This window comes from Curtobacterium luteum (assembly GCF_001475545.1).
In the GTDB taxonomy this organism is placed as follows: domain Bacteria; phylum Actinomycetota; class Actinomycetes; order Actinomycetales; family Microbacteriaceae; genus Curtobacterium; species Curtobacterium luteum_A.
This window is the reverse complement of sequence record NZ_LDQC01000082.1, coordinates 1-12,580: the sequence shown is the minus strand read 5'-3', so window position 1 is coordinate 12,580 and position 12,580 is coordinate 1. Positions and strand designations below refer to the sequence as shown.

At 71.7% G+C, this 12,580-nt stretch carries 13 protein-coding genes; 2 read left to right on the top strand and 11 right to left on the bottom strand.

All coding sequences use genetic code 11. From position 1 onward, the window contains the following. Nucleotides 1-6: 6 nt before the first annotated feature. The 4 genes from rpmF to NS184_RS13600 all read right to left on the bottom strand — a co-directional run bounded on the left by rpmF (nt 7) and on the right by NS184_RS13600 (nt 3,663). On the bottom strand, nt 7-210 hold the full coding sequence (gene rpmF / locus NS184_RS13615) for a 50S ribosomal protein L32 (RefSeq protein ID WP_022905230.1): 204 nt from the start codon (nt 208-210) through the stop codon (nt 7-9). Nucleotides 211-254: 44 nt separating this feature from the next. Beyond that, nucleotides 255-827, bottom strand: a complete 573-nt coding sequence (locus NS184_RS13610) for a YceD family protein (protein ID WP_345969015.1) — start codon at nt 825-827, stop codon at nt 255-257. Nucleotides 828-900: 73 nt separating this feature from the next. Next, nucleotides 901-1,395: a pantetheine-phosphate adenylyltransferase gene (gene coaD, locus NS184_RS13605; protein ID WP_058726651.1), complete on the bottom strand. Its 495-nt coding sequence runs from the start codon at nt 1,393-1,395 to the stop codon at nt 901-903. 33 nt (nt 1,396-1,428) lie between these two features. After that, on the bottom strand, nt 1,429-3,663 hold the full coding sequence (locus NS184_RS13600; protein WP_083513703.1) for an ATP-dependent DNA helicase RecG: 2,235 nt from the start codon (nt 3,661-3,663) through the stop codon (nt 1,429-1,431). A 96-nt stretch (nt 3,664-3,759) separates the two neighbouring features. Here NS184_RS13600 and NS184_RS13595 point away from each other — a divergent pair, with 96 nt between their 5' ends. Further along, the gene (locus tag NS184_RS13595; RefSeq protein ID WP_058726650.1) at nt 3,760-4,323 is read left to right on the top strand and encodes an RsmD family RNA methyltransferase; all 564 of its coding nucleotides are present in this window, start codon (nt 3,760-3,762) and stop codon (nt 4,321-4,323) included. Between the two features lie 211 nt (nt 4,324-4,534). Here the strand turns inward: NS184_RS13595 and thiL are convergent, their stop codons facing one another. After that, nucleotides 4,535-5,530 carry a thiamine-phosphate kinase gene (gene thiL, locus NS184_RS13590; protein ID WP_058726649.1) on the bottom strand — a complete coding sequence of 332 codons (996 nt, stop codon included), beginning with the start codon at nt 5,528-5,530 and terminating at the stop codon, nt 4,535-4,537. Nucleotides 5,531-5,554: 24 nt separating this feature from the next. Here thiL and NS184_RS13585 point away from each other — a divergent pair, with 24 nt between their 5' ends. Next, nucleotides 5,555-6,040 (top strand): DUF3515 family protein, encoded by a 486-nt coding sequence (locus NS184_RS13585; protein WP_058726648.1) that lies wholly within the window; start codon nt 5,555-5,557, stop codon nt 6,038-6,040. A 147-nt stretch (nt 6,041-6,187) separates the two neighbouring features. On the opposite strand, the gene NS184_RS13580 is transcribed toward NS184_RS13585, so the two are convergent. The 6 genes from NS184_RS13580 to leuC all read right to left on the bottom strand — a co-directional run. Further along, nucleotides 6,188-7,273: a D-alanine--D-alanine ligase family protein gene (locus NS184_RS13580; RefSeq protein WP_058726647.1), complete on the bottom strand. Its 1,086-nt coding sequence runs from the start codon at nt 7,271-7,273 to the stop codon at nt 6,188-6,190. Nucleotides 7,274-7,302: 29 nt separating this feature from the next. Continuing rightward, complete coding sequence (locus tag NS184_RS13575) at nt 7,303-8,415, bottom strand: NAD(P)H-dependent glycerol-3-phosphate dehydrogenase (RefSeq protein ID WP_242863062.1); 1,113 nt, start codon at nt 8,413-8,415, stop codon at nt 7,303-7,305. Beyond that, nucleotides 8,408-9,226 (bottom strand): lysophospholipid acyltransferase family protein, encoded by an 819-nt coding sequence (locus NS184_RS13570; RefSeq protein ID WP_242863061.1) that lies wholly within the window; start codon nt 9,224-9,226, stop codon nt 8,408-8,410. The genes NS184_RS13575 and NS184_RS13570 overlap by 8 nt, the downstream gene beginning before the upstream one ends. A 5-nt stretch (nt 9,227-9,231) precedes the next feature. Next, nucleotides 9,232-10,599, bottom strand: a complete 1,368-nt coding sequence (gene murA, locus NS184_RS13565; protein WP_058726646.1) for a UDP-N-acetylglucosamine 1-carboxyvinyltransferase — start codon at nt 10,597-10,599, stop codon at nt 9,232-9,234. Continuing rightward, nucleotides 10,599-11,195: a 3-isopropylmalate dehydratase small subunit gene (gene leuD / locus NS184_RS13560; protein ID WP_058726645.1), complete on the bottom strand. Its 597-nt coding sequence runs from the start codon at nt 11,193-11,195 to the stop codon at nt 10,599-10,601. The genes murA and leuD overlap by 1 nt, the downstream gene beginning before the upstream one ends. After that, a partial coding sequence (gene leuC / locus NS184_RS13555; RefSeq protein ID WP_058726644.1) for a 3-isopropylmalate dehydratase large subunit occupies nt 11,195-12,580 on the bottom strand: 1,386 nt, incomplete at its 5' end. The genes leuC and leuD, both read right to left, overlap by 1 nt.

Here is a 12,580-nt window from a genome sequence, read left to right as displayed (position 1 = left end):
GTCCGATCAGACGTCGGCGACCTTGCGGCCCTTGTACTCCATGTACAGCGGCGTGCCGGCCGAGTCCTCGACGACCTTCGCGCGGTGCGGGAGGCTGTAGGTGACCTTGCCGTTCTCGATCGTCTTCACGAGCTGGACCGGCGCGGCCTTCCACTGCGAACGACGGGCGTGCGTGTTGGCACGGGACTGCTTGCGCTTGGGAACGGCCATGGTGGTTCTCTTTCGGTTGGTCGGTGGTCAGTGGCGAGGGCGGTTCAGGCCGACGTGCGGCCGTCGCCCTCGGGGCTCTGGTCAGGGGTGCTGCTGTCGTCGGTCGGCTGGAACCCGCTCAGGGCGGCCCAGCGCGGGTCCAGGACCTCACGAGGGGTGTGGTCCTCGAGGTCAGCCAGACGTTCACCCGTCTCCGGGTCGAGGCCTGGGCAGTCCGGTCGGCAGACCGGCTGGAACGGCAGCGACAGCACCACCGCATCTCGAACGACCGGTTCGCAGTCCACGTGGTCATCGCGAACGAAGAAGTCGAAATCCTCCGAGACATCGTACGCGAAGAGCTCCGCGAAATCGACCTCGACGGGTTCGCTGATCTCGATCAGGCACCGGGAGCACTCCCCGAACGCCTCGGCCGACGCGTGTCCGGACACGAGGACACCCTCGTGCAGCCCTTCGAGTCGGACCTCGAGGTGCATCGGCGCGCCCTGACGGACGGAGATGACCCCGGCCCCCATCGCGTCCGGCACCTCGACGTCGAGCGAGTGCTCGCGCATCTCGCCCGGACGGTGCGCGAGGTCGCGCACGCGCAGGGCGTAGGGGCTGTTCACGGGGGAAGACACGATCGACAAGCCTAGCGGCATCCGGACGGTACGTCGAGGCGGGCCGCCCGCGTGTCCCCGCCCGACGCCCGGGTCAGCGGGCCGTCTGCTCCGACAGGGCGTGCGCCACCACCCCGGGGACGTACGGCGTGACGTCGCCCCCGAGGGTCGCGACCTGCCGGATGAGCGAGCTCGACACGTGGGCACGTGACGCCTCGGGCAGCAGGAACACCGTCTCGACGTCGGCGAGGTGCCGGTTCATGATGGCCATCGGGGTCTCGTACGCGACGTCCTCACCCGAGCGGACGCCCTTCACGAGGACGGTCGCACCGACTTGTCGGCAGTAGTCGACCAGGAGCCCGGCGGTCCACTCCCCGACCCGCACGTTGTCCCGCACGCCGGTCTCGGCGAGGGACTCCTCGATGAGCCGGACCCGCTCGGCGGCCTCGAACATCGCGGGCTTCTTGTCCGGGTTGTGCACGACGAGGACGTGGACCTCGTCGAACAGTCCCGCCGCACGCCCGATCACGTCGAGGTGCCCGAGGGTCACGGGGTCGAAGGAGCCGGGGACGACCGCGATCTGCGCCATGGCAGCGACCCTACCGGGCGCCCGGCGGACGGCTCAGTTCTTGCCGAGGAAGGCTGCGTCGGACTCGTCCAGGCGGCGGGCGAGGGCATCGCGGAGCGCCGGGTGCCCGGCGAGCTCCGGGTCCGGCTCGAGGACCCGCTCGGCTTCCTCGCGCGCGTCGACGATGAGGTCGGCGTGCTCGACGACGCGCAGCAGGTTCAGCGACGAACGACCGCCGGACTGTCGCTCGCCCAGCACGTCGCCCTCGCGCCGGAGCTCGAGGTCGACCCGCGCGAGCTCGAACCCGTCGTCGGACGCGGCGACGGCGTCGACGCGCTCCCGCGACGGGGACTCCAACTCCGCCGTGGTCACGAGCAGGCACACGCCGGCGTACTGACCACGGCCGATGCGCCCACGGAGCTGGTGGAGCTGCGACACCCCGAACCGGTCGGCGTCGAGCACCGCCATCATCGAGGCGTTCGGCACGTCGACCCCGACCTCGATGACGGTCGTCGCGACGAGGACGTCGATGCCGCCGGCGGCGAAGGTCGTCACGACGCGGTCCTTCTCGTCGGCGGTCATCCGCCCGTGCAGCACCTCGATCCGACGACCGTCGAGCACGGGCATCTGCCGCATCCGCTCGGCCGTCGCGAGGACCGTCGCCGGGGCGCGCTTCGGCGTGTCGTCGTCGGCCGGGGCCTCGGGGACGGGTTCGCCGTCGTCCTCGGCGTGGACGTCGTCGATCGCCGGGCACACCACGAACGCCTGACGTCCGGCGGCGAGTTCCTCGGCCATGCGCGACCAGATGCGGGACTCCCAACCGGGGTGCTCGGCGAGCCCGACGGTGAACGTCTCGACGCCGGCCCGGCCCGAGGGCACCCCGGCGATGGTCGAGACGTCGAGGTCGCCGAACACCGTCATCGCGACCGTGCGCGGGATCGGCGTCGCGGTGAGGACCAGGACGTGCGGCGGGGTCTGGCCCTTGGTGCGCAGGGCCTCGCGCTGTTCGACGCCGAAGCGGTGCTGTTCGTCGACCACCACGAGTCCGAGTTCGGCGAAGTCGACCCGGTCGCCGAGGAGCGCGTGCGTCCCGACCACGAGCCGTGAGCTGCCGGACGCCGCAGCGAGCAGGGCACGTCGACGCTCGTCGGTGGACTGTGACCCGGTCAGGATCACCGGACGCAGCTCGGCCGCGAGGTCCGGTCCGAGGAACTTCACGATCGACCGCAGGTGCTGCGCGGCGAGGACCTCGGTCGGGGCGATGAGGGCCGATTGCCCGCCGGACTCCGCCACCGTGAGCATCGCCCGGATCGCCACGAGGGTCTTGCCGGAGCCCACCTCGCCCTGGACGAGCCGGTGCATCGGCCAGGTACCGGCGAGGTCCGACGCGATCTCGGCGCCGACGGAGCGCTGGTCGTCGGTGAGCGTGAACGGCAGCGACGCGTCGAACCGTTCGAGGATCCCGCCGGGTGCGGCCGACCGCGGCGTCGAGGCCACCGCGCGCGCCGCGATCCGCCGCTGCACGAGGGCGGTCTGCAGGACGAAGGCCTCGCGGTAGCGGAGGGCGTCCTGCGCGCGCTTGAAGTCGGCGACCTTCTCGGGGCGGTGCAGCAGCTCGAGCGCACGCCGGTACGGGACGAGGTCGAGCCGGGCACGGACGGACGCCGGGACGGGGTCGTCGAGGTCGGGCAGGGTGTCGAGCACCACGCCGATCGCCTTGGCGATCTGCCACGACGACAGCGACGCGGTGGCCGGGTAGATCGGGATCGGTTGCCGCGACCAACGGATGGCCTCGTCCGAGCCGGGGTCGGCCAGGGACCGGGGGTCGTCGCGGTCGAACAGCTCGTAGTCGGGGTGGGCGAGCTGCCGCGCGCCGCGGTAGTCCCCCACCTTGCCGGCGAAGACCCCGCGGGCACCGGGCACGAGGTCCTTCGTCCGCCACCCCTGGTTGAAGAACGTGAGCGTGAGGAGCCCCTTGCCGTCACCGATCTTCGCTTCGAGGATCGACCCCCGACGGGCACGCATCGTGCGTTCGCGGACGTCGACGACCTCGGCGACGATCGTCACCGACTCGCCGATCGCGAGCGAGTCGAGCGCGGTCAGTGCGCCACGCTCGGCGTACCGGCGCGGCGCGTGCTCGAGCAGCTCCCCGACCGTGCGGTAGCCGAAGGCCTTCTCGATCGCGCTCGCTGTCCGGCCGCCGAGCACGCCCGACAGCCGGGTGTCGAGCCCGCCGTCGGCAGACGGGACGGGCGCGGCCGGGGCAGCGTTCGGACCGGTGGTGACCACAGGACAACGCTACCCGGCACGACCGACGCGCACCGTGCCTCCAGGCCGGCCTGTGGAGAACGCGGGAGCGTCGTCCCGGGCCGATACGGTGACTGCATGACCCGCATCATCGCCGGCGCTGCCGGCTCCACGACGCTCCGGGTGCCGAAGTCCGGCACCCGTCCGACGAGCGACCGCGTGCGCGAGGCGCTGTTCTCGTCGCTCGAGTCGCGGGGTCTCGTCGACGACACAGCGGTGGCGGACCTCTACGCGGGCACGGGTGCGCTCGGACTCGAGGCGGCGTCGCGTGGCGCGGTCGAGGTCGTCCTCGTCGACCGCGCGTCCGGCGCCGCGGCGGCCTGCAAGGAGAACGCACGCGCCGTCCAGAGGCGGGTGCCCGGCGTACGGATCGACGTGCACGCGCAGCCCGCGCTCGGGTTCCTGCGGCAGACGGTGCGGACGTTCGACCTGGTGTTCATCGACCCGCCGTACGAGGTCGCCGAACACGAGATCGGCGAGGTGCTCGAAGCGCTCGTGCCGCGGCTGACGCGCGACGCGGTCGTGGTCGTGGAGCGCAGCAAGCGGTCGCCGGAGCCGACGTGGCCGGCGGGGCTCGTGCCGTTCAGCAAGCGCAGCTACGGGGAGACCGTCGCGTGGGAGGCCGTGGTCGCCACCGCTTGAGCGTCGCGCAGGCCGCACGGTCGGCCGGGAGGCACGGGTCGGCCCCGCCGGCTCCGCTCGCCTCCGACGACAGGGCGGGTCGGGACGGCTCGCGGGGCGCGACGCGCACGGCTCGGCGCCGTGGGTCCGCTGCGGTGCGGGGCGGTCGGCTGCGGTGCGGTCCGCTGCGGTGCGGTGCGGTGCTCTCGGTCCGCCGTGCTGCTGGCGCAGTTCAGCCCGTCGCGCCGTCCCAGTCCGCGTAGGGGTCCCAGCCGGTCGTCGGGACCGCCTCGCCGCCCCGGAGCACGTCGTGCTCGACGCGTTCCCGCACCTCCCCGACGCGGCGGAACCCACCGGGCAGCACGGCGCCGGCCGGGAAGGTCGCGAGCAGTCCGTGGTCCTCACCGCCGTGCAGGGCGAACTCGTCCGGCACCGCCCGCGGATCGAGGTCGAGCGTCACCCGACTCGCCCGCGCCAGCCGTCCGCCGTCGATCGCGAGCCCGTCCGACAGGTCGAGCATCGCGGTCGCACCGCACTCCGCCGCGAGCACGCCGTCACCGATCGGCGGGACCGGACGTCGCTGCCGCTCGACGTCCGGGTCGGAGTCGGCGCCGCTCGCGACCGTCGCGGCGCGCGAGGGCTCCCCGGACCCGTCCACCCCGTCGCGGAAGAGCCTCGCGAGGCCTCTGCCTGCTCGGCCGAGCTCTCCGGACACCGCGACGACGTCACCGGCGCGCGCACCCGACCGGAGCACCGGAGCGTGCCCGGCGAGGTCGCCGAACGCGGTGACCGCGACCGTGAACGTCGACGAGGTCGAGAGGTCGCCGCCGACGACACCGCAGCCGGGCGCGAGGACCTCGACCGCGAGCCGCACCCCGTCGGCGAAGCGTTCGAGCACGGTCACCGGTGTGTCCTGCGGGGCCGCGAGCGCGATGACGAGCCCGGTCGGCCGGGCACCCATCGCGGCGACGTCGGACAGGTTCGTGGCAGCGGCCTTCCAGCCGATGTCCTCCGGCGAGGACCACGCCCACCGGAAGTCCGGGCCGTGCACCATCATGTCCGTGGTGACGACGTACCGGCCGTCGGGAGCGGCGAGGACCGCGCAGTCGTCGCCGGGGCCGACGACCGGGTCGCCGACCGGGAGGCGTCGGACGATGCGGTCGAGGACGTCGAGCTCGCCGACCTCCCCGACGGTCGGTGCGGGCTGGTCCCGGTGCTGCGCGTCCACACGAGAACGGTAGCCTGGACGTCGATGGACACCGCGCGCCGCACCACCCGCACCACCGCGATCGTCGGTGTGGTGATCGCCCTCGCCGCGGGGCTCACCGGGTGCACGAACGCCGTCTCGATGACCGCCGCGCCCTCCGCGAACGCCGCCGCCTGCGCCGACGCCCAGGTGCGTCTGCCGAGCGTGGTGGGACAGGACGCGGCGCTGCGGAACACCGATGCGCAGTCGACCGCCGCGTGGGGCGACCCGGCCGTGGCGATCTACCACTGCGGCGTCGCGGTGCCGACCGTGTCCGACCTGCCGTGCTTCTCGAAGGGCTCCGTGGACTGGATCCGGGACGACCGTGGCGCACAGGTCGTGTACACGACGTTCGGGCGGTCGCCGGCGGTGCAGGTCGTGATCGAGTCCTCGAAGGCGACCGACCAGGTCCTGCAGGACATCGGCACCGCGGTCTCGACGCTGCCGAAGGACGGTCACCGCTGCCTCGACCCCTCCGAGGTCAACGGCTGACGTTTCCGCGCGCGGCCGGACACGAACGCCGAGACTCGGCCCACTGGACAGTTTCGCGGCTCGGCCACCGCGAAGGTGTCCGCCAGGCCGAGACTCGGCTGAGCGCGAGCGAGCAGGGCACGGCTGCGCAGAGGCCGTCGCGACCGCTCAGCGAACGGCCGTGCGGCCCAGCTCGATGAGTTCGGTGACGAGCTCGCCGTACGAGACACCCGTGGCCGCCCAGCAGCGCGGGTACATCGACAGCGGCGTGAACCCCGGCATGGTGTTCACCTCGTTGACCACGAAGCCGTCGTCGGTGAGGAAGCAGTCGACCCGGGCGAGTCCGGCTCCCCCGATCGCCTCGAACGCGCGTGCGCCGATCGACCGGATCTCGTCGGTCTGCGACTCGCTCAACGGCGCCGGGCAGAGCAGTGACTCGTCGCCGCCGAGGTACTTCGACTCGAAGTCGTAGAACCCGTCCTCCGCCACGACGATCTCGCCGGGGAGGCTCGTGCGCGGCGCACCGTCGCGGCCCTCGAGCACGGCGACCTCGACCTCGCGGCCGATCACCCGCGGTTCGACGATCACCTTCGAGTCGTGCTCGAACGCCAGGTCCATCGCGGCACCGAGCTGCGACGGCTCGTCCACGCGTGAGACGCCCATGCTCGACCCGGCCCGGGCCGGCTTCACGAACACCGGGAACCCGTGCGCGGCCACCGACTCGGCGACGTCCACCGGGTCCGATGCCCACTGCCGACGGAGCACGGTCGTCCAGGGCGCGACCCGCAGGCCGGCGTGCTCGAGGACGGCCTTCGCGACGTGCTTGTCCATCGCCAGGGCACTCGCGAGGACCCCGTCGCCCACGTACGGCAGGCCGGCGATCTCGAGCAGCCCCTGGATGGTGCCGTCCTCGCCGAACGGGCCGTGCAGGATCGGGAACACCACGTCGACGTCCGGCACGGTCGTGACGGTGCCGTCGGCGTGCGAGACGACGAGGTCCCGCGACGCCGGGGAGGTCGGGAAGGCCACACGGGTGCCGTTGTCGAGGACCTCCGGCAGGTGACGGTCGTGGATCGCCCAGCGCGCCGGGTCGTCGACCTGCAGGGTGAACGCGCCGTCCTTCGTGATGCCGATCGGCACGATGTCGTAGGCGTCCCGGTCGACGACGTCCATGATCCCGCCGGCGGTCACGCAGCTGATCGCGTGCTCGCTGGAACGGCCGCCGAAGAGCACGGCGACGGTCGTCTTGGCCATGGAGGACCCCCTGGGTGGTCGCGGACCCGTCACTCGCCCTGGGGCTCGTCGGTCTCGGTGAGGTGCGGCGCGATGTTGCGCGGGTCGAGCCTACCGGCGAGGACCTCGCCCACCTGGCTGACGATGGGCATGTCGACGCCGTTCCCGGCCGCGAGTTCGAGGATCGGCGCGACGGACGCGAGCCCCTCGGCGGTCTGGTTCATCTGCCGCACGACCTCGTCGAAGCGGTAGCCCTGCCCGAGCAGGCGGCCCGCGGTGTTGTTGCGGGACAGCGGCGACTGACAGGTGGCGATGAGGTCCCCGAGGCCGGCCAGGCCGGACAGGGTCGAGGGCTGGGCGCCGAGCGACACCGCGAACTCGGTCATCTCGGCGAGGCCGCGGGTGATGATCGACGCCTTGGTGTTCTCGCCGTAGCCGACGCCGTCCACGATGCCGATGGCGACCGCGATGAGGTTCTTCAGCACGCCGCCGAACTCGGTGCCGATCACGTCGGTGTTGATGAACGACCGGAAGTACGGGTTGGTGGCGACCGCGGCGACGGCGGTGGCGGTGTCGAGCGACGTCGAGGACACGACGGCCGCGGTGGGCTGGCGTCTGGCGATCTCCAGCGCGAGGTTCGGACCGCTCGCGACGGCGATGCGGTCATGGTCGATGCCGAGCCCCTCGTGCAGGACCTCGCTCATCCGCAAGCCGGTGGCCTTCTCGACGCCCTTCATGAGGCTGACGACGGGGACGCCCTCGGGCAGGAGCGGCGCGATCGCGGCGAGGTTCGAGCGGAGCGACTGCGACGGCACCGAGACGTACACCTGCTGCGCGCCGTCGAGGACCGCGGACAGCGACGTCGACGCGGTGAGCGTCCGTGGCAGGTTGATCCCCGGCAGGTACTCCGAGTTCCGCTTCGTCTCCGTGATCTCGCGGGCCACCTCGGGGCGCCGTGCCCACACGACGGTGTCGGCGCCGCCCTCGGCGAGCACCTTGGCGAAGGTGGTCCCCCAGCTCCCGGCTCCGATCACGGCGACGCGCGGCTTGTCGGTCGTCTGCATCACCACCCGGATGGCGGCGGTGTCGACGGCGCCCGGCGCGGCGACGACGGGGTCCGGGTGGTCCTCGTGCGGGCGGAGGCCCGGTCCCTGGTCACTCAAACCTGCCGGTCTCCTTCTGGTTGTTGGCTGCCGGGTCCCAGCGGGTCGCGGGGGCCGTCTCGCCGCGCAGCTCCTCCAACAGTTCGGTGATGCGCTGCATGACGATCGCGGTGGCCTCGACGAGCATCTGCTGGTCGATGGGCCGGCCGCGGTAGGCAGAGAGGTCGACCTCGTCGCCGACGATCACGTCGACGCGCGTCGGCGGGAACAGCTTCAGCTTCTTGCCGTAGCGCGCCATGATCCCCTGCGTGCCCCAGTGGGCCATCGGGATGAGCGGCACGTCGTTCTCGAGCGCGATCCGCACCGCACCGGTCTTGCCGCGCATCGGCCACAGGTCCGGGTCGCGGGTGAGCGTGCCCTCGGGGTAGACGATGATCGCCCCGCCCTGCTCGATGACGGACTTGCCGCCCCCGAGCGGGTCGCTCAGCCGGGTCCGACCGGAGCGCTCGACCGGGATCTGCCCCATGCCCGCCATGAGCTTGCCGAAGACGGGCACGTTGAAGAGGGACGCCTTCGCGAGGAACCGCGGAGCACGGCGGGACAGCCACACGGCCGTGCCCACCACGAGCGGGTCGATGTTCGTGAAGTGGTTCGGGGCGAGGACGAACGCCCCGCCCTCCGGCAGACGCTTCGGACCGTGCCAGTGGTAGCGCGCGGAGAACCGGAACACCGGGATCACGACCGAGGCGGTGATGCGGAACGCGGTGTTCAGCTCACCGCGTCGCCACCGGCGCCCAGGGGTGGGCAGGCCTGTGGTGACCTGCGAGGCGGAGCCGCGCCGCGCCTCCAGGCCGTCACCTGAAGCAGCCACGACGCTCAGCCGGCGAAGTCGAAGTCGGCGCCGAGCTTGCGGAGCTTCGGGATGAAGTGCTCGTAGCCGCGGCTGATGATGCCGACGTTCGAGATCCGCGACTCACCCTCGGCGGTCAGCGCCGCGATGAGGTGGCTGAAGCCACCGCGCAGGTCGGGCACGCGGACGTCTGCGGCGTGCAACGTGGTCGGCCCGGTGATGACCGCGGCCTGCTCGAACGGCCGACGCGCGACGCGGCGGTCGTGACCGGGCAACCCCTCCTTGTGCACGACGATGTCGGCGCCCATCTCGTTGAGGGCGTCGGTGAAGCCGAAGCGGTTCTCGTACACGGTCTCGTGGACGATGCTCTGGCCGTCCGCCTGGGTCAGCGCGACGATGAGCGGCTGCTGCCAGTCGGTCATGAACCCGGGGTGCACGTCCGTCTCGACGACCACGGGACGCAGGGTCTCGCGCTCGCGGTAGAAGCGGATGCCGTCCTCCTGGATGTCGAACCCGCCGCCGACCTTGCGGAAGACGTTGAGGAACGTCATGAGCTCCTGCTGCTTCGCGCCCTCGACGAAGATGTCGCCGTTGGTCGCGAGGGCGGCGGAGGCCCAGCTCGCGGCCTCGTTGCGGTCGTTGATCGCACGGTGCGTGTAGCCGCGGAGCGACTCGACGCCCTCGATGAAGATCGTGCGGTTCGGCTCGACCGTGACGATCGCGCCCATCTTCTGCAGGATCGCGATGAGGTCCATGATCTCGGGCTCGATCGCGGCGTTGCGGAGCTCGGTGACGCCCGTGGCGAGGACGGACGACAGCAGCACCTGCTCGGTCGCTCCGACGCTCGGGTAGGGCAGCTCGATCTCCGCGCCGCGCAGGCCGTCCGGTGCCGTGAGGTGGATGCCGTTGACCTGCTTGTCGACGACGGCGCCCATCGCACGGAGGGCGTCGAGGTGGAAGTCGATCGGGCGGTCACCGATGCGGCAGCCGCCGAGGTCGGGGATGAACGCCTCGCCGAGCTTGTGCAGCAGCGGGCCGCAGAACAGGATCGGGATGCGGCTCGATCCGGCGTGTGCGTCGATCTCGGCGAAGTGCGCCGACTCGACGTTCGACGGGTCGAGGATGAGCTCGCCTCGTGCAGGATCCGTGATGCGCACGCCGTGGACCTCGAGCAGGCCGCGGACGACCTTGACGTCGGAGATGTCCGGGACGTCCTTGAGGATCGAGGGGGTGTCGCCCAGCAGCGCAGCGACCATCGCCTTGGTCGCGAGGTTCTTGGCTCCGCGGACCTCGATGCGTCCCACGAGCGGCTTGCCGCCCCGGATGACGATCTCGTCCGACTTGAGACCAACGCGAGCCCCTGCGGCCGCTGCGTCCTGTACGAGAGAGTTCACTACTTCACCGGCAATGTCTTCGGCCGCCAACTGGAGCGGCGGGATTCGAACTCCGTGATCGAGGACTCGTCACGGAGGGTGAGCCCGATGTCGTCGAGCCCTTCCATCAACCGCCAACGAGTGTAAGCGTCGATCTCGAAGGGCACGTCCACATCGCCCAGCGACACGCGCTGCGCCACGAGGTCGACCGTGGCCGACGCCCCCGGGTTCCGCTCGATCTCGGCCCAGAGCGCCTCGACTTCCGATTCGGTCACGATCGCCGTGACGAGTCCTTGCTTGCCCGCGTTCCCCTTGAAGATGTCCGCGAACCGAGAAGACACGACGACCCGGAAGCCGAAGTCGCGGAGCGCCCAGACGGCGTGCTCGCGTGACGAGCCGGTGCCGAAGTCCGGACCGGCGACCAGCACCGCGGCCCCCTGGTACTCGGGCTGGTTCAGCACGAACTCCGGGTCCTGGCGCCACCCGGCGAACAGGGCGTCCTCGAAGCCGGTCTTGGTGACGCGCTTGAGGTAGACCGCGGGGATGATCTGGTCGGTGTCGACGTTGGACCGCTTGAGGGGCGCGGCGATCCCGGTGACGGTGGTGGTCTTGTCCATCAGTTCGCTCCTTCAGCGCTCGGGGTGCTCGCGGCGGCCTCGTCGGTGACGGACGCCAGCGCGTCGTCGGTCTCGAGGTCCCACGGGCTCGACAGCGTCCCCCGGACGGCAGTGGCCGCGGCGACGAGCGGCGACACCAGGTGGGTGCGCCCGCCCTTGCCCTGCCGGCCCTCGAAGTTGCGGTTCGAGGTCGAGGCACAGCGCTCCCCCGGCGCGAGCTGGTCGGGGTTCATGCCGAGGCACATCGAGCAGCCGGCGAAGCGCCACTCCGCGCCGAAGTCGGTGAACACCTTGTCCAGTCCCTCGGCCTCGGCCTCGAGCCGGACGCGCGCGGAGCCCGGCACGACCATCACGCGGACACCGGGTGCCTTCGACCGGCCCCTGATGATCGACGCGAAGGCCCGGAGGTCCTCGATGCGGGAGTTCGTGCACGACCCCATGAACACCGCGTCGACGGCGATGTCCTTCATCGGCGTGCCGGCGGCGAGGTCCATGTACTCCAGGGCACGCTGCGCCGCGGCCTGGTCGTTCGGGTCGTCGTAGTCCGACGGGTTCGGGACGTCGTCGGACAGCGAGACACCCTGGCCCGGGTTCGTGCCCCAGGTGACGAAGGGCTCGAGCTCGTCGGCGTCGATGAACACCTCGGCGTCGAACACCGCGTCGTCGTCGGTCGCGAGCGTGTCCCAGTACGCGACAGCGTCGACCCAGTCCTGACCGGTCGGCGCGTGGTCTCGGCCCTGGACGTAGTCGTAGGTGGTCTGGTCGGGGGCGACCATGCCCGCGCGGGCGCCGGCCTCGATCGACATGTTGCAGATCGTCATGCGACCCTCCATCGAGAGCGCGCGGATCGCGGAGCCGCGGTACTCGAGCACGTAGCCCTGCCCGCCGCCGGTGCCGATCTTCGCGATCACGGCGAGGATGATGTCCTTCGCCGTGACGCCGGGACGGAGCGTGCCCTCGACCGTGATCGCCATGGTCTTGAAGGGCTTGAGCGGCAGGGTCTGCGTCGCGAGGACGTGCTCGACCTCGGAGGTGCCGATGCCGAACGCCATCGCGCCGAACGCGCCGTGCGTGCTCGTGTGGGAGTCGCCGCAGACGACCGTGATGCCCGGCATCGTCAGGCCGAGCTGCGGTCCGACGACGTGCACGATCCCCTGCTCCTTGTCGCCGAGGGAGTGCAGGCGGACGCCGAACTCCTCGCAGTTGCGCCGGAGCGTCTCGATCTGGGTGCGGCTCGTCGGGTCGGCGATGGGCCGGTCGATCGCGAGGGTCGGAGTGTTGTGGTCCTCGGTCGCGATCGTGAGGTCGAGGCGTCGCACCGGGCGGCCGGCCTGGCGCAGGCCGTCGAACGCCTGCGGGCTCGTGACCTCGTGCACGAGGTGGAG